The organism is Pseudomonas sp. ARP3 (assembly GCF_001029595.1).
Taxonomy (GTDB): Bacteria; Pseudomonadota; Gammaproteobacteria; order Pseudomonadales; family Pseudomonadaceae; genus Aquipseudomonas; species Aquipseudomonas rhodesiae.
The window spans coordinates 157,086-180,944 of the sequence record NZ_LEKF01000006.1; the positions used below are offsets into that span (position 1 = coordinate 157,086).

Genomic DNA, 23,859 nt, shown 5'->3' on the forward strand with positions numbered 1-23,859 from the left:
ATGAACGTCAACAACAAACCCATCGCCGGGGTCATCGGTCTGGTGTACAGCGCGTGCTGCTACGGGGTGTTCCTGTTCACCTGTTTGTATCTGATCGGCTTCGTTGGCAGCCTGGCCGTGCCCAAGAACATCAACGACGGCGTGTATATGCCGTGGCCGGCCGCTCTGTCGATCAATAGCGCGCTGATCCTGCTATTCGGTATCCAGCACTCGGTCATGGCGCGCAAACGCTTTAAGCGGTGGCTGACGGCAATCGTCCCGGCGCCGATTGAACGCTCGACCTATGTATTGCTCAGCAGCCTGGTGCTCGCAATGGTGTTCTGGCTGTGGCAACCGATGAGGTTCAACCTATGGCAGGTTGAAGCGCCATGGGCCCAGGCCCTGCTGGTTGGCCTGTTCTGGCTGGGTTGGGGCATTGCGCTGGTGTCGACTTTTCTGATCAATCACTTCGAGCTATTCGGGCTCAAGCAGCCCCTCGACCATTGGCGCGCCGTCCCACCACAAACGCCCACCTTCAGCACGCCGCTGTTCTACAAACGGGTACGTCATCCCTTGTACCTGGGCTTTCTGATCGCCTTCTGGGCGACGCCACACATGACCGCCGGGCATCTATTGTTTGCGCTGGGGATGACGGTGTATCTCTTGATTGGCGCCCGCTTTGAAGAGAGGGATCTGGTGGCGACGTTCGGTGAACGTTATCGCCGCTACCAGAAGGAGGTAGGCATGATTTTGCCGTGGACGGCGACGCGTAAAAAAGACCCTGGATGACTTAAAACACCGACCACCCAATCCGCTCACTCAACAACTCCAACGCCTTGATCCCCGCCAGCGAATTCCCCGCTGCGTTCAACTCCGGCGACCACACGCACACCGTGAATTGCCCCGGCACCACCGCGACGATCCCGCCGCCCACACCGCTCTTGCCCGGCAAGCCCACGCGATAGGCAAAGTTGCCCGCTTCGTCATACAGCCCGCTGGTGGCCATGATCGAGTTGACTTGCTTGGTCTGGCGCGCGCTGAGGACCTGTTCGCCGCTGTGGGCGCTGACGCCTTCGTTGGCCAGGAAGCTGAACGCCTTAGCCAGGTCCAGGCAGCTCATTTGCAGCGCGCAATAGTTGAAATAGCTGTGGAGCACCGCGTCCACGTCGTTGTGGAAGTTACCGAAGGATTTCATCAGATACGCCATGGCTGCGTTGCGCGCGCCATGCTGGGCTTCGGAGTCGGCGACCACGCTATTGACCAGGATCTGCGGGTTGCCGGACAGGCGCCGCACGAAATCGCGCATCGATAGGATTGGCACGGCGAAGCGCGATTGGTTGATGTCGCAGATCACCAACGCGCCGGCATTGATGAATGGGTTGCGCGGGCGACCGCGTTCGAATTCCAGCTGCACCAGGGAGTTGAACGGCTGCCCCGACGGCTCGTGACCGAGGCGTTCCCAGATGCTCTCGCCGCCGTGTTCGATGGCCTGCACCAGGCTGAACACCTTGGAAATACTCTGCACCGAGAACAGCGTATCGGCGTCGCCGGCGCAGTAAGCCGAGCCGTCGTTGCCGTACACCGCGATACCGAGTTGGTCGGCCGGCACATCGGCCAGCGCGGGGATATAGTCGGCGACTTTGCCGAGGCCGATCAAAGGGCGCACTTCGTCGAGAATCGACTCCAGCAGCGCCTGCATGTCTTGTCCTGTCATCGTGGATTGAATCAGTGGTAAACGGGGCGCGCAGGATACTTCAGTGGGCGCGAAAGCCCCACACAATCTCTACCACTCGCTCGGCCACGACCAGATACACCAGGATCAACAGCACTTGCAGCGCCAGGTGATAGCGCAACTTAGCGAGGCGGCGGATGCCATCGCTGACGTTCAATAGCATCAGCATGCTCGACAACACAATCAGCCCCCACCCCGCTACGTTAGCGGCGAACACTCCGATAAACAGCGGCTGCTGCCCGAGCAACGTATTGGTGCCAGCGGCGAACAGCAGCGCGCACACCAGCAGATTTTTCACGTTATCGAAAATCTGCGCACTCAAGTCGTTTTCCAGCAGGGCCACATATCGCTTCCAGAACGTACGCATCAGTCATCACCGGGCAGGGGTCGGTCGTCAATCAAAGTAGTTCAAATGCCCAGGTGCTGCACCGTCCCATGAACTTAGATAGGCGCCAGGTTGACCCTCGCGCAACCTTCCACATAGGTGCGTTCCAAGGCTATCGCCAGCAGAACGACCGCAGCCAACAATGATGGCTCATAGCCATGTTTTGAGATAGGATCAGCGCCCTTGACCTCAACAAGGACGATGAACACATATGTCAGGCGAAGTAGGTTTTTCAGAGTGGCACCCGTGGTGCCGACCGTGGCGAACTGCCTGGTAAACACTTGCCCGGGGTGTATTTCATCGCGCGCAGCAAACACAAACCAGATACTCACCGAAATTGCGATGCGACTATCTATATCGGTGAGACCACCGGTCAGAGCCTGGCTGATCGGCTGCGTCAATTCAATGTATCGGCTTTCAGCGAACGGGCCGGACACTCGGGAGGGAACACCTTCAGGCTGACGCTGCTTGAAACAACGCCCGCCGAACATATCTGGGTGTCTACTTGCCCGGTGAGTATGGGCATGCCTTACACCACCGCCTACATCAAGCATTTGGAGCGCAAGCTGCTCTGGGAATATGTATGCACATGGGGAAGGTACCCGGCGTGCAATCACAGCTGATTGCACATTCCGCACACATCATTGACCAGGCAAGCACTTAAGACATGACCCCATTGTTTTCGAAAACCACACCTTCAGAAGCCACACTGATCGCTGCTCGGATTGCTCCCGTGTTTGACGCGGTGCTGAACGAGTACGACTTCCTCAAGTATCCGGCAGCCCATTACCAAGCATTCAAGACCTCTTACTCAGCGCGAACGGCCCAGAACCCACAGATTGCAGACTCGCTGCTGTGGAAGTGGGGCCATTGGGGCAAACCGAACTACCCACAACGCCATCGCAACCTGATTGCAGAGGTAGAGGGGCTCTGGCCACGGTTCATCGGTTCCGGTTGCGCTCAAGCGCCAGACCAAACCTTCCAGTGGTGGCAGGCGCAGTTCAAACGACAAACGACCTACATCACGTCGGCCTACATTACGCACCTTGTACATCACAGCGCGCCCCTGCCCATTATCGACCAGCACAACTTTCGCGCGATGAACGCCCTGTTCGAGACAGTGCGCCCGTCCCAGAAACGCAAGAAACGGCCATCCAGCTGGAATGACATTCAAGTGCTCAAAGACTTTATGTCGCAGGTCCTGCTAGCCATGCCTCAGCGCAGCTTTTCTGAACTGGACCGATTCCTGATGATGTATGGACGCAACCACGTCCCTCGCTGACAAAACCCGGAGTAGCCAATTGGTTGGCTACTCCCGCGGCACCACCCCCGTCCCAAACCGCCGAATCGCCAGGCAATAGCCCACCAACGCCAGCGCCGCCAGCAATCCGCCCGCAGCGCCGATCCAGGCGAAGCCGAAATGGCTGCCGACCCAACTGCCCATCAGGGCGCCGCCGCCGATGCCGATGTTGTAGATACCGGAGAACATCGCCATGGCCACATCCGTGGCGTCGGGTGCCAGCACCAGCACCTTGGACTGCATGGCCAGGCCGAAGCCCATGATCGCCATGCCCCAGAACACGCTCAAGCCCACCAGGTAGGATTCGGCGCCACTCAACGGCAGCAACAGCGCCAGGCAGGCCGCCAGCAGGAACACCGTCCCGACCACGAACAGGTGCGGGTTGAAGCGATGTACCAGGCTGAACAACAGCGAGCCGATGATGCCGGCGCCGCCGAACACCAACAGGATCAGGGTCACGGCGCCGCCGCCCAGGCCCGCCACCCCTTCGACGAACGGTTCGATGTAGCTGTAGGCGGTGAATTGCGCGGTGACGGTCATTGCCGTAAGCACGTACAACGCCACCAGCGCCGGGCGCTTGAACAGCAGTGGCAGGCTGCGCAGGGAGCCGGAGTTCTGGCTCGGCAACAGCGGCAAGGTGCGCGCCAACCAGAACACCAGGCCCGCCGCAAAGGCAGCGATCACCAGGAACGTGGTGCGCCAGCCCATGGCTTCGCCGAGCAGGCGCCCCAGGGGAATGCCCAGCACCATCGCCAGGGATGTGCCGGTGGCCAACAGGCCCAGGGCTTGCACTTGCTTGCCCTGCGGCGCCAGGCGCACGGCCAGGGACGCGGTGATCGACCAGAACAGCGCATGAGACAAGGCGATGCCGATACGACTGACCATCAATAGGCCGAAGCTGGTGGCGACACTGGACAGGATATGGCTGGCGATAAACAACCCAAACAGCACGATCAGCAACTTACGCCGCTCAATGTTGCGGGTCAGCAGCATCACCGGCAGCGAGGTCAGCGAGACGATCCACGCATAAATCGTGAGCATCAGACCAACGTTGGCGATGGGCATGTCGAAGCTGACGCCAATCGCACTGAGCAGCCCGACGGGTACGAATTCAGTGGTGTTGAATACAAAAGCGGCCAACGCCAGGGCGATGACCGGTTGCCAGTTGGGCTGGGGAGTTGCGTTTGAAAGGCTCATTGACGGGCGCGGTACTCTGACGGTGATCGAGCGGCCACCCAGGACAAGCGCCGCCGCCGAGCATTCTATAGGTTTCTGGGCCGACTGTTGGCGCTCATCCGCAGCGCAGCCTCAAGGCGACGTCAGGGTAATCACATAAGCACCCGATTTGACCGGCTGACCGAGACGGTCCACCAGCAAGTACTGCTGATCGTAATTACGCCCGCTGCGGCTGTCCGCCACCAACCGCAGAATGGCCCCGTTGACGCTTGCCACGGGTGCCACGCCGCGGACCGTGAACTGGTTACCGCGGCTGGCGCTGGGGCACCCCGTGACGTCAAACTGCGCGTCACTGTGCGCATTTGTCGCACACACTGGCTCGGCGATACTCCCAATGAAATTGATGGTGCCTTGGTTCGGCGGCTGCGCCGCGCCGCATGTGCTAGCCCAGAGGCAAAGGAGACCTGTCGTTGCCGAAAAACCGTTGATACGCATGCTGGTACTCCTTTCTGGTTATTAAGAAGTAAGTCGTCAGCATCGGCACTAACTTGAGGTTAGTCGTCGGTGAAGGTCACCGCGTGGGCAGCAATTAATGCATGAGCGGCCTGGGAAGTGGGTCCACTATGCTCAATAAATGACGGATCGGTAAACCTTCAGGCAATTGCACAGAGCTGACAGCGATCCGTCCGTTGATCTTCGCAGTCAGTCGCACCAGATGTGCGTCCGGCACATCGTAGATGAACACCTGACCAACGCGAGGGCTGTCCAGACAGAATGCCAAGAGGTCCAAACGAACATCGGCAGCCAAGTTAGCGTTCACCAGAACCAGGTCAAATGCGGTATGACCATACTCCAGCAAGATGAGCATTTCTTCCAGGTTCGAAACCGGTGCAATCGCGTAATACCCCTGCTGGTTGAAGTCGCGTTCCAGGCGCAGGCGCTGAAAATGCTGGGGGTCGGCGATCATGATACGCAGAGCTTTGTTGATCATGGGTGGGCTCCTACCAACTCAATGGGTTTAAGCGGTTGCACACTGCGCCGCAGCCAGCGCAATAAGTCACCGCCGTTCATAGGGCGAGCATGCCAATAGCCCTGACCTCGGGTACACCCTAGTGCCAGCAGCGCCTGCTGCTGCTCTGTGGTTTCAATGCCTTCGACCACCACCGACATGCCCAAGGTCTGCCCCAGCGCCAGGGTGCTGCCGATAACGGCGCGACAGCGCGGGTCGTGCAGTAAACCGCGAACGAACTCGGCATCGAGCTTGATCTCGTTGAAGGGCAGTTGGCACAGGCGCTGCAAGGAGGAGAACCCCGCGCCAAAGTCATCAATCGATAATTGGCAGCCCATCATGCGCAAGCGCACCAGGTTTTCCAGAGCCACCGCCGGGACCTCAAGCAAGCCGCTTTCAGTCAGTTCGAAGGTCAAGCTGCTGCACGGCGTCTGATGGACGGCAAGCAGGCGCTTGATCCGCGCGGTCAATTGCCCCTCGGCCAACTGCGCCGCGTGCAGGTTGAACGCTAGGTCCACCGATAGATGTTGCCGCCTGGCCTGGCGCTGCAAGCGCAGGGCTTGGCCCATGAGCACGAACAGCAAGTCGTTCATCAACCCCCAGCGCTCGATGGCCGGCAAAAAAACTGCCGGTGATAGCACCCCTTGGGACGGATGATTCCAACGTGCGAGCACTTCCACCCCGTGTACAGCCCCGCTGATTAGATCGAATTTAGGTTGGTAATAAGCTTCCAATTGCTGCTCAGCGATGGCACGGCGCACCTGCTGCTCGCTGGCCATTTCCACGTACGGCCGTGCGTTCACCGGTATGCGATGTTGGGTCACCGCCCGTTCAAGCAATGGTTGCAAGGTTTCCAGTTGCAACGGTTTACCGACATCGCCAAGCATGTTCGCCCCCAGCAATGCCGCCATCCGCCCCACGGCGCGCCGCACATCCCAAGGCAGGCTGCTGCTGACAATGATCGCCAGCGCCTGGCCGGTCGAGCTGACGTGCTGAATAAAGTCCAGACCATCCATGCCTTCCATGTGTAGGTCGCACATCACCACGTCCACCGGCCCCATTGCATGCAGCACGGCCAGAGCCTCTGCGCCGTTGCCAGCCTCAAGCACATAACCACACCCCAGTTGCTTGAGCAGGCTGACGGCAACGCAACGTTGGAACAGGTGCTCTTCAAGGACCAGTACCCGAAGCGGTAAGAAGGACATGATGACTATCTCGCATTAACTGAGTTGAACAGCCCCGCGGCGGCTCAATGAAATCCGCGCGACGATGCGTGAACGTAGATAAAGGTATTCCGCGCGCCCGACCGAGTGCTCAGTAATAGTTGAGGGTGAACGTGGTGGTTGCGTTCGCCGGGCCAGCGGTAATGCTGTTGCCGGTCTGTATGTACCTGGCCTTCAACGGGATGCTGTAACTGGCGCCCTCCTCGGCGCGCGGCGTGATGCCGCTGGCGCGTAACGTAGCCAATGGCAACGGCGTGCCAGCGCTGTCCGCCACTTGCACACCCACACCGGTAGCGGCCGGGTTATCCCCGGGGGCGCTGGGGTTTAGGCTGAGGATGCCCAACGACGCGTTCAACGGCATGCGGGTCGGGTCGAGGCGTACTCGCAGCACATTGTTCTTGCGTGAGTCCAGGTTACTGACAGTGCCATCGCTGGCCCAGTGCGGGCCACTTTCCTGGTAGTACCCGTTGAACGCCGGACAGTTGTTCAGTGCGATGGAAAAGTCTTTCCAAGGCGTAAAAGAGTTGGGGCCGGAGAACTCACTGAGCTGATGGCTGCCCATCGGCACATTGACATCCGGCGTAGAGCACGTGCGCGAGACGATATTGATGCTGCCGGAGAAGTTGACCCGTTGAACCTGCAGGGAGTTAGTACTGATACGGGCCTGGGTCATGGTCGGTAACAACGAACCCTGGATCGTCCCCGGCGAAACGTCACCGATTTTTATGAAGGACAAATCAAAAGCCAGTGTGCCGGTGATATTCAAGTAGCAGTTGGCGCTCGCCCCGCCACAGTTTAGGAGAGTTTGGGAAGACGGCATCGGTGTGCCCGCATACCAGAGCGCCACTCCAATACCGGGCACTCCGGTCTGATAGACATGGCCGCCGTAAGGCGTTCCCGCCCAGTTGGACAATGGTAAAGGAGTGGTCGGCAAGTCGCGTCGAGTTTCAATGTTATAGATACCTGCGGAGCACACGATCGTGTAATTAGCCGCCGACGAAAAGGTCTGCCGATAAATCTCCGCACCCAAGGGCACATCCCGGCCAACCGTCAAGTTGCCACCCAGCAACGGCTGGGTGCGCACCAGGCTGGCATTGGGGGTTGAATAGTTGCAATCGGCCATCGCTACACCCGTCATCAGGGACACGCTTGCCGCAACCGCCACGCGGATCAATATCTTCATTTTTTTGCTCCTGCAGTGCTCGACGAAGCAATGCGATTATCGGGTTGAGTCCTCGAACAAACGACATCGACTTGCTGCAATTGCTTGTCGTCGCTGGTGCCAGGCGGCAGTGGCAATGCACATTGCTGGTCGGCCTGACGACCCCAGTTGATCAACAACCGGCGCGCGCCGTCCTTGACGCGGGCATACAACTGCCCGCCCTGCCCAACCACACCCACGGACACGCCGCGGTCATCCATCACCCCAGCACCGAACGGCAGCTTGCTGCCATCGCTGAGGGTCACATTGAGCAGCAATGCTTGGCCGTTACGGGTGCCGTACTTGAGCGCCACCACCGCACCAGCGCGCGGTGCCACTTGTTGGCTGGTTTCATCAAGCTCGACGTCCAGAGAAGTGCCTAACGGATCGATGGCGACCTCGTTCAATTCGTAAGGGCGCAGATAAGGCACCACTGCGTTGCCACGACCATCAAGCTTAAGACCGGGGAATCCGACCACCCCGGCACCCTGGGCGCCTTCGGCAGTGATCACCGCCATGGTTTCGCCGCGATAAGGCGTAAGCGTCACCCCGTTAGGATGGGCAACCACGCTGCCGCTGGCATTCAGGGACAGACTGTCGTAGCCCGCTCCACGGCTGACAGTCGCGCCAACCATCGCTTTGGGCCCGGTGTACTGGCCACTGATTGCTGTGCTGTTGGAGCCCGTGGCTCCTTCATGGCCTCCGGTTAGGCTATAGCTGTATTGGCGATCTTGGCCTGCGGTGCCACTGAGCGTCGCTTGTTCGCTGTATTGTCCGTGGGTATCGCGCAACAAGCGTGCCGACAGCTGTGGTTGATTGGTCGAGGCACCGAATTCCAGGGGCATGCTCACGGTAAACAACAGGCTGTTATCCATGTCTCCCAGGCCGATGCGGCTGCGGTTGGCATTTACACCATAACTAACACTACCGACCTGCTTGTTGTAACTGAACTGGTACTGCACATCCCGCCCCGGTTGGTTCCAGTAGTCTTGCGAAAAGCCGCTGAACGCTACCTGCCCCCACGAGCCCAAGCTCTGATTGGCAGTGAGGGATAGTCGACTGCGAGCACGGGCATACAGGCTGGTGTCGATACCGTTGCGTTCGGCGTCCAGCAACAATATGGCGCTGTTGAAGTCCAGGTATTTCTGCGTGGAAAATCGCGTAGCGGCCACGGCAAAGTTAGTGCCGGTGCTGAGAATGTTCTTGCTGTAGCTCATACGCACGCTCTGGCCGCTGTCCAGTCCCCCTTTGAACTGGGTACTTCCCTGGGTCACGTCAATGGACATCGCACCGATCGGCGTACTGAATGCCAGACCGCCCAGCAGCGCACGATAGTCGTCGCTGCCCTGGCCGCCGATATAGCCGGTAAAGATATTGCTCAGACCCAACTGATAAGTGCCCTGCGCCAACCGTGCCTGGTTCGAGATGAAGTTATTGCGCGTTTCACCGGCAGTGATGCTGTAGCGTGAAGTGCCTGGGCGCAGTAATTGCGCCGCGGCCGCATAGGGCACGATAAAGCGCTGTTCGCTGCCGTCGGCTTCATAGACGGTCACGTCCAGATCGCCGCCATAGCCCGTGGCATACAAGTCATCAATCACAAAAGCGCCGGGCGCCACGGTGGTCTCAAAAAGCAGGTTGCCGGCCTGGCGTACAGCCACCCGTGCACTGGTGCGCGCAATCCCTCGAATAACCGGTGCATAGCCACGTTGGGACTCGGGCAGCATGCGGTCGTCAGTGCCTAACTGCACCCCGCGATACGCCAGAGTGTCGAAGATCTCGCCACTGGTGTTGGACTCGCCGACAGTCAGTTGGCTTTTCAGGCGGGTGACATCCCGCTGGGCGTAGGTGTTGAGCGTCTGGTAGTTCTGCCCAGTCTGTTTCTGCCAGCTCATCGAGCCGTTATGACGCAAACGCCAATCCCCCAGGTTCAGGCCCGCGTTCAGGCCCAGGTATGCCGAATCGTCACTGCCGTAATCAGTTCTGTTGTGGTTAGCATTGAAGGTGTAACTCACCATACCGGCGGTCACACCCCGGTCCCACAGCTCCGGGCTGACATACCCACGAGCATCGCGGCGCAATACGATTTGAGGGATGCTGATGTCCAGCTGTTGGCTGGATGGGGAAAAACTGGCCGTGGCCCCTTTGATCAGTTGGCCGATGTCCAGGCACGTCACGCCGCTTTCCAGACTCGCTATGGCATGCGCCGACAGTTTGAGCATGTCCACCCCGACCCGCTCAAGCAAACCGCGATTGACACAGACCACAGGGTTGCTGCCGTCCGGGCCGGCGTTGATCCGAATATCCTGACGCATGACCAGCTTGCCGTTGATCACCATGTCTGCTCGGTACTCACCGGGCAATACCGGGTTGCCTTTCTCGTATTGCGTCAGGTCCAGAGAGCGCGAGTCTTCGGGCAGGAACGCATCGTTGAACTGCACGTCCTCGGCCCAGCCTGACTCGGCAATCAGTACCACAGGCAGCAGCGTCAGAGTTTTGAGAATGCGCAGCGTCGCAGGATTAAAAACAAAGCGAGGCCGCGCCTGCTGGCCGGGGCCAAGGCGTTGGATGGTCATCATAAAAATACTCGTGCGCAGGCGTTTCGTCGCGAAGGGGGTCAGGGCTTGAGCGGTTGCTTGATCGGCATCAACGCGCCGTAGTCGTTGATAGCGTTGTATGCCACCTGAGCGGATGTTGGCGGCAAGGACTTCAGACCAGGCAGAACAAATACCTTCGTCTGGCCTGGGCCGACCATGCCATTTTCACTCTCGTAACGCTGTTCACCGACCAGCAGCGTGAGATCTACTTGAGACACGTGATAGGCCGTTGGATTGAACGCCTGTAGGGCGTACTCCTGGCCTTGCCTGATCACCTTCCACTGCACCATAGCCGGGGCGTCGACAGCCGTGCCGGGTAAGCCGTCTGGGCGGTAGAAGATCTTGATGCGTGAACGAAACGCCATTTGCAGCACATTCTGATCCACCGCACCCTCGGCCTTGGGTGGAATCTCCAGCACGTTGAGCCAGAACACCGACTCCTTGTCACTCGGCAGCGCGGCGCCGGTGAACATCAGCCTCAGGCTCTGGCCTTTGCTTGGGTCGATCCGCGATACCGGCGGCGACAACACAAACGGCGCCTTAGAACTGGTAGGGCTTGACTGCATATCTCCAGTATCCACCCAGGCTTGTACCAAGGCAGGCATCAAGCCGTTGTTGTTGAGCTTGACGGTGATTTCTTTCTGGTTCGCAGGGTACACAAGACGCGTGCCAGTGATCACCACCCCGGCCATTGCCTGCGAACACGCCAGTGCGGCCGCTAACAGGCAAAAACCACGGCGTAGATTGTACAGATAGGACATAACACACCTCATCCGCAAGACATCGGCGCGCCGGATCGTGGCGCGCTGACGTATGACGGCTTATTGATAATCGACGTTGTAGGTCACGCTGCTGGTAACCGTACCCGCCTCAGTGGCGCCGGTAGCCAGATATTGCACGGCGTACGACATGTTGGCGGCGCCAGAGGCATCGATGGTGTTACGTGTGGTCTTGGTGCGCTGGTTCGTGTTGCCGGCCTGGATAACAGCGCCGCCCTTAGCATCGATCAGTTGCAACTGCACGTTCTTAGCCGAACCGGCCATGTTGAGGAGGTTGCCGGTCAACGGGTCCACCGAGGCGCCGGAGTTGAAGAACGCCGCGGCGGTAGTGGCGGGGCCGACGCAGTTGGTCAATTGGATGGTAAAACCGGTACGACCCTCCGCTTGGCCGGCAGAGGTCAACAAACCGGTGGAGATCGTCGGCAGGGTCACCGTAGCGACGGCTGGAGTAACAACCCCATCCACAGCGATGGTGCAGGTTTGTTCATTCAGTTCGCCGTTGAAGTTGATGGTACCGTCGGCCGCGTTTGCGAACTGGGCACCGGTGGCGAGAAACACGGCAGCGAGGGTGAATGCGTGAACGTTCATGGTAAAGCTCCAAAGGGAAGGTTTTCATATACAGCCGCCAAACCGGATCGACCTGCCACCAGCCAAAGCGGTGGCGCAACGAACACGACATCTGGCTTGTGCGACAGGGCCATCATCCCGCTATGGGCGCCCCACACCTGTAGTACCCTTCCCCTCAACGTGTAGGAAATTTCCCACACGCTTTTCAACATTCCCGCACAATCCGGTTTCGGCTCTCTCTGTCAGACCAGATAGGTCTCCAGCCGCTGCCCCAATTGTTCCATCGCTTGCTGCAACGCGTCGACGGCTTCGGTCAGCACCGCCGAATTCAAACCTTGGCAGGCAACTTCCAACGCTTCGCAACAGTCGATCAACCACTGCGCCTGGATAATCCGCGCACCACCTTTGACCCGATGCGCCAGGTCGCCCAGCCCAGTCAGGTCATGCTGAGTGAACAACTTGATCAGGCGCGCCATGTCCTGTGCGTTGCTGGTGGCCAAATCATGCAGCAAGGCTCGGACAGCCGCCGCATCGCCACGGCTCAGTTGTTCGAGACCGGTCAGATCAAGCCCCTCAATGGCACCCGACATTCCCTGCTCGGCTGAAACGCTGAGTGCGGGTATCAAGCTCACTAATCGTTCGTTGAGATCATTGAGACTGAGGGGTTTGAACAGACAGTCATCCATGCCGGCCTTCAGGCAGCGGTCCTTCTCTTCAGGCTGGGCATTAGCGGTCAACCCGAGGATTATCCCGTGGGTAAGCCCTCTGCTGCGCTCCTCATCGCGAATGGCGCGGGCCAGGTCATAGCCGCTCATGATCGGCATGCTGCAGTCGGTGATCACCACGTCAAAATGTTGCTGGCGCCAGGCACGCAAGCCATGGGCTCCGTCTTCGGCATCGCTGACGCGGTGCCCCAGAAATCCCAACTGCTGGGATAGCAACAGGCGGTTGGCGGGGTAATCGTCTATCACCAAGACATTCAGCGTCCGCACTGGCTGGGGCAACTCCGCCGCAACCGCTGCGGGCTCATCCATCAGCACCAGGGTGGGCAAACTGATACACACCTCAACCTGGGTGCCTTGCGTCAGCACACTGCTCAGGGTCAAGGTGCCGCCCATCATTTCGCACAGCGTGCGACTGATCATTAGCCCCAGTCCCGAACCACTGCGCGCTGACTGGTTTTGGTTGACGGCCTGGCTGAAAGGGCTGAACAGACGCTGCTGGTCCTCACTGGAAATACCGATGCCGGTGTCCTCAACCCGCAGGCGCAGTGCCAAGCGTTCGTCATTAAGGCTTGGCTCGACGCTGACCTGCAAACGCGCATGCCCCTGCACAGTGAATTTGATCGCGTTACTCAGTAGGTTGGAAACGATTTGCTTGAAACGCAGCGGATCGACCAGTACCTGACGGTTGAGGGTGCAATCCAAGTCGAGGATCAAGCGCAGTTGTTTCTGCCGCGCCAGGCCCTCGAAGATACGAGCCACCGACTCCACCAGTTCCAGCAGATTGGCCCGCTCGGGTGCCAGGGACAGGCGACCGGATTCGATGCGGGCAATGTCGAGGATATCGCCGATCAGGTCCAGTAACCCATGCGCAGCGGTGGACGCCACCTCAATGGAAGCACGGTCCATATAGCCTTGATCGGCTTTTTTCTGCGCCAGTTCCAGCATGCCAATGATGGCATTCATCGGCGTGCGGATTTCATGGCTCATGGTCGCCAGGAAGCTCGTCTTAGCACGACTCGCGTCGTCGGCGCGCTCCTTGGCTTCGCGCAGGGCTTCGAGCAAGTGCTGGCGCTCGCTGACGTCGATCCAGCCACCGATCATGCCGCTGACCTGACCGTCGCTACCTCGGTAAGGCAACATCCAGTGGTAAATCGTCAGCACTTGGCCATCTGTCATGGTCAGGTCGCGGTCCTGAACGCAAGGCACGCCCGCCTCCATGGCCTGTAGATAATCTTCATGATAAGCCGCCGCTTCACCGGCGTTACTAAGTACACCGTCCACCACGGTCTTGCCGATGACGGCTTCCCGCTCGACATTGAATACGCTCAGGTAGCCGCTGTTGCATACCATCAGGCGCCCTTGGCGATCACGCACGTAGATAGGATGGGGCGTGCCATCGATCAAAACACGCATGAACTCCAACTGGTCGTTCAAGGCAATTTCGGCCTGCCGGCGTTTACGCATCTGCCCTCGTAGGTAGGCGATCCAACCAACAGCCATCACCAACAACACTGCGGCCAAGGCAAAGCCCTGAATGATCACAGTGCGGTTACGCAACCAGTAACTGTCATCAACGGCTATCTCGCTTCGCCATCGGTTGGTGACTTCGTCCATTTCCTCCGGAGGAATGCTGAGAAGGGCTTTTTCGAGGATCGAATACAGCTCCAGCGAGCCACGCGGGGTGGCGAATGCCGTGCGTGCCAGTTGTGTACCGACGGTGCTGGTAATGCGCAACTGATCGCGGTATTGGCGCGAGATCATATAGCGGGCAATGATCAGCGAATTGACCGCCGCATCTGCATTGCCGTTGGCCACCAGGTCCATCGCTTCCTGGGCGTTGCTCGCCTCCACCAGTTCAATCTTGGGGTATTGCTCAACGATCAGTTCTCGAACCGGATTACCGTGGATAAGCGCCAGGCGCTTGCCCGCCATGTCGTCCAGGGTATTGGGCGTGGAAGGGTCGATGCCACTGACTAACACATAGGGTGTGTTCAAGTAGGGTCGGGTAAAACGTAACAAGCCCTCACGTGCAGTGCTCGGTGTCAGGGTGATCAGCAAGTCGGCTTCGTCGTCGCGGATGCTGTCCAGCAAACTGGCGACCGAGTACAAGCGCCGCACTTCGAACTTCAAGCCGGTGCGCAGGGCGACTTTGGCCAGCACATCTGCGCTGAGGCCGCGAAACTCGCCCTGCTCGTTGAAGAACGACAGCGGCAGGTAGCTGTCGATTACCGCCACCCGCAGCGAAGGGTGCGCATCCATCCAGCGCTGTTCGCTGGTGCTGAAATGCAGAGCAGTCAGCCCCGGCATGCTGGCGCCACCAGCGCTCCAGCGCCGCAGAATATTCATGCGCTCGCTGACAGGAATCGCCGCCAGAGCCGTGTTTAGGATACGCAGCAACCGCGTCGATTTCTGGGGCACGGCGAAGGCAAAGTTGCTGGCTTCGATCTGGGAAAAATCCGCCAGTTGCACGTTATTCAGATAGTTTTTGTTGATTAGAAAATTCGCACTGATCGCATCGCCCAAGTAAACATCGGCACTCCCGAAAGCAACTGCGCCGATCGCGCTTAAGGTGGAGGGATACAACTGAAGTGTCGCCTTGGGGTAGAAAGCCTTCACCTCCTCGGGCGAAAGGTAGTGATAAAGCATAGCGATCTTAAGCCCCGCCAGGTCCGGGCTCAGTCCAATGCTGTCACCCAACCGGGTGACGAGCGCGGGCATATCTTCGGCATAGGCGCTGGATAGCATGATGCCAGTATCCTGAGCTTCATAGCCGTTGGCTACGCCCAGAAAATCTACCTCTCCACGCTTGAGCGCGGCGATCACATCAGCGCGCGAGGCATAACGCCGTACCTCCACGCGTACGCGCAGAAGCTGGCTGACCAATTGTGCATAATCAGCCGTCATGCCCTCATAGTCACGATTGTTACTGGCCATGCCCAACGGCGAATAGTCAGGGGCGGAATCCCCCAATACCAAGACATCCTTGCTACGCAGCCAACTCCAGTCTGCCTCGGCCAGCGGAGCGCTGTACCCATCCACATGGGAACGCCCCAGCACTTGGAATAGCTCGGCCTGCGGAGCTGCCAGCGCGCAACTGCTCAAGGCCATCCCTGCAGCCAAAGCAACGATTCTTGTACGCCAGTAAACGCCCATCAAATCAAATTATTGCGTTTGGCGAAGTCGGCGAGGTACACGACCGACTTCACGTTGAGTTTTTCGATCAGCCGTGTCTTGTAGGTGCTGACGGTCTTGTTGCTGAGCAGCATCGAGTCGCCGATTTCCTTATTGCTCAACCCTTGGGATAAGCGCTGTAGAATCGTCAACTCACGATCAGAGAGACTCTGGATCAGCTCCAGATCGGTGGTCTCGGTATCGCTGCGACGCACCGAACTGACCGCCAGATTAGGGAAGAAGGTATAGCCGCCCATGACAGCCTTGATCGCCTTAACCAATTCATCTAAATCGTTGGTCTTGGAGATGTAACCGGCGGCCCCGGCCTTCATGCAGCGCATTGAGTAGAACAGCGGTGACTGCGACGTCAGTACCAGGATCTTGCATTTGAGGCCCAGTGAGCAGAGACGAGTAATGACTTCCAACCCATCCAGCTTGGGCATGGCGATGTCCAGCACAATAAGATCCGGCTCATGCTCACGAGCCAGCTGCACCGCGTCGACCCCGTTATCCGCCTCGGCAACCACTTCGAAACACTCCTGTTTGAGAAGCATCTTGACCGAAGAACGAATGAACGGATGATCGTCCACAACTAACGCTTTAAACATGACTACCTCTGAAAGACGCGCCGGCATTTGCCGATGACCTATAAGTCAATAGCGTAAAACGGTGGAAAACTGTGTCCGAAACACGCTGCTCAAAATACACGAGCGCGCTTGGATTGTAGGAAATATCTGAGCTGTAGCCTCAGCAATTTTTCGCGTTTCGCTGGCCAGCGAAATAGGCGTCCAACCAAGGTAGCAGGCGATACCCCGCCATTGGCCGCGCCAAATAGTAGCCCTGACCGATCTCGCAACCCAGAGCCAACACGCCCTCATGGATGCGTTGGTTACCGATGCCCTCTATCACTAGGCTCATATCCAGCGAACGGGCGAGCGCCAGCGTGCTGGCGACCATGGCCTGACTGTGGGGTTCGTCCATTCGACGAACACATTCGCCGTCGAGTTTGAGTTGATTGAACGGCAGTTGGCAAAGCAGCTTGAGGGAAGAAAAGCCCATGCCGAAATCATCGATGGACAGGCCACAGCCAAGCATGCGTAAACGCAGTAGGTTTTCCTGGATACGCGGAGAGAGATCCAGCAAACCGTTTTCTGCCAGCTCGAACGATAAAGTGGAACCGGCAAAGTCGTAACGCAGCAAGGCTTGCTGGATATACAAGGTCACCTCGTCGCTGAGTAATTGCGAGGCATGCAGATTAAACGCCAGTTCCAGGTGCACCTGTTGCCGACGTAGCACGCTCAACAGGCTTAAACCCTGTTCCAGCAGTTGTTTAAACATCTGATCAATCAAATCGTAGGCCAAGACGGCGGCCAGAAACTCCGCCGGCAATAGCAGACCTCGGGTTGGGTGCTCCCAACGCACCAACGCTTCCACTCCAGCCAGTCGCCCAGTGCCCAAGATGAATTTGGGTTGGAACCATGCACGAAATTCCCCAAGCGCCAAGCCCTGGTGAATTTCATGTTCATCGGGCAATGCCCTGGGCACAGGCAGTTGTTTGAAGGGGGAATGCGCCTGGGAATAGCGGCGCAGCAGGCGGCGCAATGAGTGCAGTTCCAGCGAAGGGGGCAATACACCGAGCATCTGCAGGCCCGAGAGCGAAGGCATCTGCATCACTGCCCGGAGCAACTCAGGCAGCAACTCACCGCATAACGCCACCGCCTGCACCAGATCCGCCTGCCTGGCTCGGTGCAGGAAATCCAGGCAGTCCAGACTTCTATCAGCCAAATCGCAGAGGATAATATCGACGCCACCACAAGCCATTAATTGCGCCATGGCCTGGTCGCCGTCACTGGCCTGAAGCACATCCCGGAGGCCCAGCCGATCAAGCATCTTGATCAGAACACTGCGTTGAAACCGTTGATTCTCAAGAACCAGGACGCGAGGGTGGGCCATCTTTATCAACCACTTGGCAGAAGTGAAGGCACCCATAGTGGCCTGGAGCATTCTGAATCAATAAGGGAATAATCCCACCATCATGTAGGAAATTTCCCACAGCCTAGTATCTGTTCGTTCACTAAGGATCCACCTGCGCCATCAACTCCGCAACACTCTCCGCACGCTTGGCATAACGCTGTGCCAGCGCCGCACACACCATCAGTTGGATCTGGTGAAACAGCATCAACGGTAGAATCAATACGCCCATACTCGCCCCGGCAAACAGCACCTGGGCCATCGGCACGCCGGTCGCCAGGCTTTTCTTCGAGCCGCAGAACAGGATGGTGATGCGGTCCTCCTGATTGAACCCAAACGCCTTGCCAAGCACGGTTGAGGCCACCAACACCAGCGCCAGCAGCACGCAGCAGGCCACCACCAGCCCGCCCAGCTCCCACAATGGGATCTGGTGCCAAATGCCTTCGTTGACCGCCTCGCTGAACGCGCCGTACACCACCAGCAGAATCGAGCCCTGGTCAACGAACTTCAGCCACGCCTTGTTGCGCCCTACCCACTCGCCGATCCAGCGCCGCGCGATCTGCCCGGCGATAAACGGCAGCAGCAACTGCACGCTGATTTTCACGATAGCGTCGACGGTGGAGCCGCCGTCGCCATGGACATTGAGTAATAAGGTCACCAGTAACGGTGTGAGGAAGATCCCAAACAGGCTCGACGCCGCCGCGCTGCAGATCGCCGCCGGGATATTGCCGCGCGCCAGGGAGGTGAAAGCAATCGCCGACTGCACCGTGGCCGGCAACGCGCAGAGGTAGAGCATGCCCATGTACAGGTCTTTGCCGATCAACGGCGACAGCACCGGTTTAAGTGCCAGGCCCAGCAATGGGAACAGCACAAAGGTCAGACTGAACACCAGCAGGTGCAGGCGCCAATGGCCGGCGCCGGCCACGATGGCCTGGCGCGAGAGCTTGGCGCCGTGCAGGAAAAACAGCAGCGCGATAGCCAGGTTGGTGACCCAGCCGAATGCCACGGCAGTCTGGCCGCTGGCGGGCAGCAAGGAAGCGAGAATCACCGTCGCGATCAACGTGAGGGTGAAGTTGTCGGGTAGAAAGCGAGGCCGAGTCATAGTGAAGTCATCCAGGGGTTGCCAAGAGCGTCATGGCGACTCTAACGTAACGCTTTATTACCGACTAACGCCAACGAGCCAGTAAATGCCGCCTAAAGGACATGCCAATACTGTGCGCCGCAGCATTCCCGGGCTGTCCAGCCTGCCACGGCCGGTATACGGGCGCACTGAATCGCTGCCCAATCGCGCACTGACCCGCCGCCACAGTCACCCGTGGGTACAATTGTCCTACGCAATTTCCGGGGTGTTGGAGATCCAGACCAGCGCCGGCCGCTTTGTCGCTCCGCCGCAACGAGCCGTGTGGATTCCGGCGGGCATGCCGCACCGGGTGTACAGCACGCCCCACACCGAGATGCGCAGCCTGTACCTCGATTGCAGCGTCACCCAATGGGCGGCCGGGCACTGTCACGTTCTGGAGGTGAGCAACCTGCTGCGCGAGCTGATCCGCAGCTTCAGCGAACTGCCGGTGGAATACGCCGAGGACGGGCCCGACGGGCGGCTGGCCCAGGTGATCCTCGACCAACTCGCCGCCGCGCCGCAGGTCGACCTGATGCTGCCGCTACCGGTGGACCCGCGCCTGCGCCAAATCTACCGCAGCCTCAACCTCCACCCGGAGCAGCAAACCACCTTGGGGCAATGGAGCGACAAACTGGGGGTCAGCGAAAAAACCCTCAGCCGCCTGTTCCTGCACGACACCGGCCTGACCTTCCGCGCCTGGCGCCAACGCCTGCGCCTGCTCAGCGCCCTGCCCGCCCTAGAACATGGCGAACGGGTCACGGACGTGGCGCTGGCCAGCGGGTATGAGTCGACATCGGCGTTCATCAATGCGTTTCGCCAGCAGTTCGATGCCACGCCGGGGGAGTTTTTTCGCTGAGCCCCGCGTCAGGATGAAATATCAAATACAGCAGCCAGGCGCTTGCGGCCTCTCGGGGTGACCGTTAACGCACGGGTATCGAGCGTGCGCATCAGCCAGCGCTCACGCAGCATATGCGTCAGCAACTGCGCGCCCAACGCACCGCCCAGGTGCGAGCAACGCTGGCCGGGCGATGGTGGCCGCGATAGCGGTCGTTCAGTTGCTGGCAATTCTGTCGTTCTATCGCAACTCATCCACCCGCAAGCGCAAGTAGTGCCCAAACCCGCCCTCGACTGTTATTGTGCGGCGCTTTGAAAAGCTGCCATGCCACTGCGAGGAAACGGACGTTGAACACTGACGAAAAAATGACCGGGGACCTGTTCGAGGTCGATAAGCGCCTGTCACTCAAACCGGTGGTGGACTTCAACACTTACCTGCGCAGCGCGTTCGGCGACGGCCCTTGCACCTGCATCCGCTGCACCGCCAGCGGCGGCGACGAAAGCGGTTACGCGTTCCAGCACACCTTCAGCTTCGACGGCAAACCCACCCATCGCCGCTTTGCATCCACGGCAGGCAGCGATGTGTTGCAGGCGTTGAAAAAGGCCTGGTTGTCGTATACCAAGGCAGAGCTGCCGACTACCGGTTTGCTGGCCCTGGATACCGTAAAGGAATTTGTCGAGCCGCAACTGCACAAGCGCCTGGCGCCACTGTTTTTGGCCAGCGGCCTGGTCAACGAGGTCGACGGTCACTTGAACCTGTTGCCCCAACTGGCTTAAAGCCCCCGCAATACGCGCCGAACCGGGATGAACCGGCGTTTTACGCAAAGGATTGAGATTGATGACCCGAGAAAGCATCACCCGCTACTGGCACGCCGTGGAGCTGCTGCAACCGCAATCGGCCCCCAAAATCGAAAAGCGCGACAGTCTGTTTGCGTCGTTCCTGCATGACTGCAATGCGGCGCGGCCGGTGATGCCATGGGCTGCCAGCAGCCCGGCGCACGGCCAGCCAAAGCCTAAAGACCGGGTCTGGAGCCACACCCTCTTCGCCCACCTGTACGACAGCCGCCGCGTGGCCGAAAGCCTTAAGCAACTCTACGGTGCCGACCAAGGCTATAAAGAGCCGCCGAAAACCCGTGAATCCGCGCTTTTCGCGCTGAAGTTCACCGAGCAGGGGCTGATGGTGCAAGACAGCCTGGTGCTCTCCAGCGAAGCCTGGTTCCTCGGCCGCGCCCTGGCAAACAGGGATTGGACCCGCGGCTTCGACGAGGAACAAAACTATCTGCGCGAGGACATCAAGCCGCTGATGGGCGGCCCAGTCGATGCGGCGATGTTGGTCGAGCTGACGGAGAAGATTCGAAATTTCCTCGGCCTGGACGACTACTTCAGCGCCACCGAGCGCTACACCCACCGCTGGCGCTCCACGCCCATCAAGATCAAGAACCCCGCCCAGGAAGACGACCCGCTCAACAGTTTTCTGCTCGCGGACCTGGCCGACGTGGCGGACAACCTGCGCAATGGCATCACCAGCGCACCGCTGGCGCAGTACCTGGCGCGACATGCCCCGGCACAGCGCTTGCACATCGACGATGACGATGCCTCCCTGGCGTTAATCGAGCGTCTGGCGCCCAAACAGTACCCGTTGGGCTGCTGGCCGGCCGAGCATCACCTGGGGCTGGTGCATTCCCAGCAATTGGCGGTGAATACCCTGCTGCATACGTTGAGCGATGGCGAAGGTGTGCTGGGCATCAACGGCCCGCCCGGCACCGGCAAAACCACCCTGTTGCGTGATCTGCTGGCCGCCGTGGTCACCCAGCGCGCCGATGCCCTGGCCGCTCTGCCCCGCGCGTCTGCCGCCTTTGTCGACGGCACGCCCGAACGGGTGAGTGATGGCACGGACTTCCAAACGGTGCATGCGCTCAACCCGGTATTGTTCGGCTTTGAGATGGTGATCGCGTCGTCCAATAACGGCGCCGTCGAAAACGTCACCTTGGAGCTGCCGCAGCGCGACAAGATCGACCCCAGTTGGCTGTCGGACGCTGACTATTTCGGCGAACTGGGTGAACTGGTCAGCGGCAAACCCGCCTGGGGCCTGATCTCCGCCGCGCTGGGCAGCAAAGCGCGGCGCCGCACCTTTATCAGCCGCTACTTCTACGGCCAGCCACCCCGCAAACCCAAGGCCAGCGACCTCGAAGAACAGGCGCACGACTGGCTGTCGGCCTTGGAGGCCGAGGAGCTGGACGACGACCAGGAAGAAGAAGACGAGCCCGGCGAAGACAGCCCAGAACAGGCGCGCCGTGGCTTCCTCGGCTGGCTCGGAACCCAGGCCGACATCAGCCGCACCTCCGCGCAACGCCTGAGCACCTGGCAGCAGGCAGTGGCGGATTATCAGGCGGCCAAGGCTCACGCCGAACACTTGAGCGCCGACGCCCAGCGCATCAACGACCATTTGCAGGCTGTCAGCGCGTTGCGCGCGCAAATCGCTGAGCAAGAGGACGCACTCAAGCGCTTGACCCACACGATCAAAGAGACCGATGCGCGTATCGCACAACTCGACGAGCGCGAGTTCAAGCCCGCCCGCGACGCTCTGCAACACAGCCTGAACGAGGTGCAGCGGCACCTGGCGGCCAAGCCCGGGTTCTTTGCCAACCTCCTGAGCCTGTGGGGCACGCAGCGGCGTTGGAATGAAGTACAAGGTGTTATCCGCAGCCGGCACGCCCTGGCCGAAGAAAGCTTCGAACAAGTCAAACGCAGCGCCGCGCGTCTGACCGGCGAAAGCAAGGCGCTCAATCACCTGAGCACGGAACACCAGCAAGCTCTGGGCGGTTTGCGCGAGCGTCAGCGCCAGCAGATCGAGCAAATCACCGCCCTGGCCAAGGCGTGCAAGGCAGAGCACCTGCTGGCCTGGCTGCGCCACGGCATTATCGGACGCGGCGAGGCCATTGAGCTGATTGAACCGTGGTCGATCAGAGGCTGGCGCCAGGCCCGCGCCCGAGTGTTTATCCAGGCCCTGAAGCTGCACCAGTGCTTCTTCGAACTGGAAGCCAAGCGCGTTCGCGCCAATCTGTATTTCATTAACCGTGTGTTGCAGGGCGCGCGCTTCCAGGGCGTCTCGCGCGCGGCGATCCGTTCGAGCTGGGCGTCGTTATTTATGCTCGTGCCGGTGTTGAGCAGCACCTTTGCTTCGTTTGCGCGCTCGTTCGGCTCCCTGGGGGTCGGTGAAATCGGCTGGCTGCTGGTGGACGAAGCCGGCCAGGCCACCCCGCAAGCGGCGGTCGGTGCCCTATGGCGCGCGCGCCGTGCCGTGCTGGTGGGCGATCCGCTACAACTCAAGCCCATCGTCACCGTGTCGGAAGCGGTGCTGGAACATATGCGCACCCGCTACGGCGTCGACGAATACTGGATGCCGACGCGCCAGTCCGCGCAAACCCTGGCCGACGAAGCCACTCGCTGGGGCCGGATGATGGGCCCGCCGCAGGCCAAGCGCTGGGTCGGCTTGCCGCTGGTGGTGCATCGTCGCTGCGACCGTCCGATGTACGCGCTGGCGAACCGCATCGCCTACGACGGCGCCATGGTCTTCGGCACCGTGCCGCCCTCCCCGGCCAAAGAAACACCGGCCAGCCTGGCCACCGGCTGGGTCCAAGCCCATGGCCCTTCGTCCGGCAACTGGGTCGCGGCCGAAGGCGATGCCCTGATGCGCTTGTTGGCGATGCTGCGCCAGGACGGTGTGAAAATCGCCGATATTGCCGTGGTCACTCCCTTCCAGGCGGTGCGCGATCGCCTTAAAGAGCTGCTGCCGCGCAAAATGCTCTACGGCACCATTCACACCATGCAGGGCAAGGAGGCGCCCGTGGTGATCATGGTGTTGGGCGGCAGCAGCGAAAACGCCGGTGCGCGGGACTGGGTGGTCAGCGAGCCGAACCTGCTGAACGTGGCCGCCACCCGGGCCAAGCGCCGCTTGTACGTGATCGGCGACCGCAACGACTGGCAAAAGCGTGCATTGTTCTGCGATGTGATGACGTTGCTGCCGCACCAGGCGCTGGCCCCTGGTCGCCCGAGCGAGACAAACGCCTGAATCCGCGCTATTGCTGACGGT

Annotated in this window: 21 protein-coding genes; 5 read left to right on the forward strand and 16 right to left on the reverse strand. The window is 59.7% G+C overall.

Going from position 1 to position 23,859, the window contains the following annotated elements:
* Positions 1 to 768 carry a methanethiol S-methyltransferase gene (gene mddA / locus ABX75_RS09865; protein WP_047881845.1) on the forward strand — a complete coding sequence of 256 codons (768 nt, stop codon included), beginning with the start codon at positions 1 to 3 and terminating at the stop codon, positions 766 to 768.
* Position 769: 1 nt separating this feature from the next.
* Here the strand turns inward: mddA and glsB are convergent, their stop codons facing one another.
* From glsB to ABX75_RS29355, 3 genes are all read right to left on the reverse strand, one after another.
* A complete protein-coding gene (glsB, locus tag ABX75_RS09870) occupies positions 770 to 1,678 on the reverse strand; it encodes a glutaminase B (protein ID WP_034098563.1) in 909 nt (302 codons plus the stop codon).
* Between the two features lie 55 nt (positions 1,679 to 1,733).
* Positions 1,734 to 2,078, reverse strand: a complete 345-nt coding sequence (locus ABX75_RS09875; RefSeq protein ID WP_034098564.1) for a hypothetical protein — start codon at positions 2,076 to 2,078, stop codon at positions 1,734 to 1,736.
* A 74-nt stretch (positions 2,079 to 2,152) separates the two neighbouring features.
* A complete protein-coding gene (locus ABX75_RS29355) occupies positions 2,153 to 2,533 on the reverse strand; it encodes a hypothetical protein (RefSeq protein ID WP_158248575.1) in 381 nt (126 codons plus the stop codon).
* Positions 2,534 to 2,763: 230 nt separating this feature from the next.
* Between ABX75_RS29355 and ABX75_RS09885 the strand changes: the two genes are divergently transcribed.
* Positions 2,764 to 3,378 (forward strand): hypothetical protein, encoded by a 615-nt coding sequence (locus tag ABX75_RS09885; RefSeq protein WP_143506393.1) that lies wholly within the window; start codon positions 2,764 to 2,766, stop codon positions 3,376 to 3,378.
* Between the two features lie 27 nt (positions 3,379 to 3,405).
* On the opposite strand, the gene ABX75_RS09890 is transcribed toward ABX75_RS09885, so the two are convergent.
* From ABX75_RS09890 to ABX75_RS09945, 12 genes are all read right to left on the reverse strand, one after another.
* The gene (locus tag ABX75_RS09890; protein ID WP_034114111.1) at positions 3,406 to 4,593 is read right to left on the reverse strand and encodes a sugar transporter; all 1,188 of its coding nucleotides are present in this window, start codon (positions 4,591 to 4,593) and stop codon (positions 3,406 to 3,408) included.
* 111 nt (positions 4,594 to 4,704) lie between these two features.
* Positions 4,705 to 5,067, reverse strand: coding sequence for a hypothetical protein (locus ABX75_RS09895; RefSeq protein ID WP_047881847.1), 363 nt, complete (start codon positions 5,065 to 5,067; stop codon positions 4,705 to 4,707).
* A 94-nt stretch (positions 5,068 to 5,161) separates the two neighbouring features.
* Positions 5,162 to 5,563 carry a hypothetical protein gene (locus tag ABX75_RS09900; protein WP_034114113.1) on the reverse strand — a complete coding sequence of 134 codons (402 nt, stop codon included), beginning with the start codon at positions 5,561 to 5,563 and terminating at the stop codon, positions 5,162 to 5,164.
* On the reverse strand, positions 5,560 to 6,786 hold the full coding sequence (locus tag ABX75_RS09905; protein WP_034114115.1) for an EAL domain-containing protein: 1,227 nt from the start codon (positions 6,784 to 6,786) through the stop codon (positions 5,560 to 5,562). The genes ABX75_RS09900 and ABX75_RS09905 overlap by 4 nt, the downstream gene beginning before the upstream one ends.
* A gap of 109 nt (positions 6,787 to 6,895) precedes the next feature.
* Positions 6,896 to 7,987, reverse strand: coding sequence for a fimbrial protein (locus ABX75_RS09910; RefSeq protein WP_034114117.1), 1,092 nt, complete (start codon positions 7,985 to 7,987; stop codon positions 6,896 to 6,898).
* Positions 7,984 to 10,581: a fimbria/pilus outer membrane usher protein gene (locus ABX75_RS09915; RefSeq protein ID WP_052229576.1), complete on the reverse strand. Its 2,598-nt coding sequence runs from the start codon at positions 10,579 to 10,581 to the stop codon at positions 7,984 to 7,986. Before ABX75_RS09915 ends, ABX75_RS09910 begins: the two co-directional genes overlap by 4 nt.
* A gap of 38 nt (positions 10,582 to 10,619) precedes the next feature.
* A complete protein-coding gene (locus tag ABX75_RS09920) occupies positions 10,620 to 11,360 on the reverse strand; it encodes a fimbria/pilus periplasmic chaperone (protein WP_047881848.1) in 741 nt (246 codons plus the stop codon).
* A 60-nt stretch (positions 11,361 to 11,420) separates the two neighbouring features.
* A complete protein-coding gene (locus ABX75_RS09925) occupies positions 11,421 to 11,966 on the reverse strand; it encodes a fimbrial protein (protein WP_034114120.1) in 546 nt (181 codons plus the stop codon).
* A 221-nt stretch (positions 11,967 to 12,187) separates the two neighbouring features.
* A complete protein-coding gene (locus ABX75_RS09930; protein WP_047881849.1) occupies positions 12,188 to 15,778 on the reverse strand; it encodes a transporter substrate-binding domain-containing protein in 3,591 nt (1,196 codons plus the stop codon).
* Between the two features lie 44 nt (positions 15,779 to 15,822).
* Entirely contained in the window at positions 15,823 to 16,449 is a 627-nt protein-coding gene (locus tag ABX75_RS09935) for a response regulator transcription factor (protein ID WP_034114124.1), read from the reverse strand.
* Positions 16,450 to 16,588: 139 nt separating this feature from the next.
* Entirely contained in the window at positions 16,589 to 17,794 is a 1,206-nt protein-coding gene (locus ABX75_RS09940) for an EAL domain-containing protein (RefSeq protein WP_034114335.1), read from the reverse strand.
* A 121-nt stretch (positions 17,795 to 17,915) separates the two neighbouring features.
* Entirely contained in the window at positions 17,916 to 18,914 is a 999-nt protein-coding gene (locus ABX75_RS09945) for a bile acid:sodium symporter family protein (protein ID WP_034114125.1), read from the reverse strand.
* 85 nt (positions 18,915 to 18,999) lie between these two features.
* Here ABX75_RS09945 and ABX75_RS09950 point away from each other — a divergent pair, with 85 nt between their 5' ends.
* The gene (locus tag ABX75_RS09950; RefSeq protein WP_034114127.1) at positions 19,000 to 19,788 is read left to right on the forward strand and encodes a helix-turn-helix domain-containing protein; all 789 of its coding nucleotides are present in this window, start codon (positions 19,000 to 19,002) and stop codon (positions 19,786 to 19,788) included.
* Between the two features lie 8 nt (positions 19,789 to 19,796).
* Here the strand turns inward: ABX75_RS09950 and ABX75_RS29000 are convergent, their stop codons facing one another.
* Complete coding sequence (locus tag ABX75_RS29000; protein WP_143506391.1) at positions 19,797 to 19,997, reverse strand: hypothetical protein; 201 nt, start codon at positions 19,995 to 19,997, stop codon at positions 19,797 to 19,799.
* Positions 19,998 to 20,114: 117 nt separating this feature from the next.
* Here ABX75_RS29000 and ABX75_RS09955 point away from each other — a divergent pair, with 117 nt between their 5' ends.
* Both ABX75_RS09955 and ABX75_RS09960 read left to right on the forward strand, forming a co-directional pair.
* Positions 20,115 to 20,543: a hypothetical protein gene (locus tag ABX75_RS09955; protein ID WP_034098569.1), complete on the forward strand. Its 429-nt coding sequence runs from the start codon at positions 20,115 to 20,117 to the stop codon at positions 20,541 to 20,543.
* A gap of 61 nt (positions 20,544 to 20,604) precedes the next feature.
* Positions 20,605 to 23,838 (forward strand): ATP-binding protein, encoded by a 3,234-nt coding sequence (locus ABX75_RS09960; RefSeq protein WP_047881850.1) that lies wholly within the window; start codon positions 20,605 to 20,607, stop codon positions 23,836 to 23,838.
* The last annotated feature ends 21 nt before the right edge of the window (positions 23,839 to 23,859 follow it).

Excerpts from the sequence above, each read along its gene's own strand:
- mddA (WP_047881845.1), top strand. The coding sequence starts at position 1 with ATGAACGTCAACAACAAACCCATCGCCGGGGTCATCGGTCTGGTGTAC.
- glsB (WP_034098563.1), bottom strand. The coding sequence starts at position 1,678 with ATGCAGGCGCTGCTGGAGTCGATTCTCGACGAAGTGCGCCCTTTGATC.
- ABX75_RS09875 (WP_034098564.1), bottom strand. The coding sequence starts at position 2,078 with ATGCGTACGTTCTGGAAGCGATATGTGGCCCTGCTGGAAAACGACTTG.
- ABX75_RS09885 (WP_143506393.1), top strand. The coding sequence starts at position 2,764 with ATGACCCCATTGTTTTCGAAAACCACACCTTCAGAAGCCACACTGATC.
- ABX75_RS09890 (WP_034114111.1), bottom strand. The coding sequence starts at position 4,593 with ATGAGCCTTTCAAACGCAACTCCCCAGCCCAACTGGCAACCGGTCATC.
- ABX75_RS09895 (WP_047881847.1), bottom strand. The coding sequence starts at position 5,067 with ATGCGTATCAACGGTTTTTCGGCAACGACAGGTCTCCTTTGCCTCTGG.
- ABX75_RS09900 (WP_034114113.1), bottom strand. The coding sequence starts at position 5,563 with ATGATCAACAAAGCTCTGCGTATCATGATCGCCGACCCCCAGCATTTT.
- ABX75_RS09905 (WP_034114115.1), bottom strand. The coding sequence starts at position 6,786 with ATGTCCTTCTTACCGCTTCGGGTACTGGTCCTTGAAGAGCACCTGTTC.
- ABX75_RS09910 (WP_034114117.1), bottom strand. The coding sequence starts at position 7,987 with ATGAAGATATTGATCCGCGTGGCGGTTGCGGCAAGCGTGTCCCTGATG.
- ABX75_RS09915 (WP_052229576.1), bottom strand. The coding sequence starts at position 10,581 with ATGATGACCATCCAACGCCTTGGCCCCGGCCAGCAGGCGCGGCCTCGC.
- ABX75_RS09920 (WP_047881848.1), bottom strand. The coding sequence starts at position 11,360 with ATGTCCTATCTGTACAATCTACGCCGTGGTTTTTGCCTGTTAGCGGCC.
- ABX75_RS09925 (WP_034114120.1), bottom strand. The coding sequence starts at position 11,966 with ATGAACGTTCACGCATTCACCCTCGCTGCCGTGTTTCTCGCCACCGGT.
- ABX75_RS09930 (WP_047881849.1), bottom strand. The coding sequence starts at position 15,778 with ATGGCCTTGAGCAGTTGCGCGCTGGCAGCTCCGCAGGCCGAGCTATTC.
- ABX75_RS09935 (WP_034114124.1), bottom strand. The coding sequence starts at position 16,449 with ATGTTTAAAGCGTTAGTTGTGGACGATCATCCGTTCATTCGTTCTTCG.
- ABX75_RS09940 (WP_034114335.1), bottom strand. The coding sequence starts at position 17,794 with ATGGCCCACCCTCGCGTCCTGGTTCTTGAGAATCAACGGTTTCAACGC.
- ABX75_RS09945 (WP_034114125.1), bottom strand. The coding sequence starts at position 18,914 with ATGACTCGGCCTCGCTTTCTACCCGACAACTTCACCCTCACGTTGATC.
- ABX75_RS09950 (WP_034114127.1), top strand. The coding sequence starts at position 19,000 with ATGCCGCCTAAAGGACATGCCAATACTGTGCGCCGCAGCATTCCCGGG.
- ABX75_RS09960 (WP_047881850.1), top strand. The coding sequence starts at position 20,605 with ATGACCCGAGAAAGCATCACCCGCTACTGGCACGCCGTGGAGCTGCTG.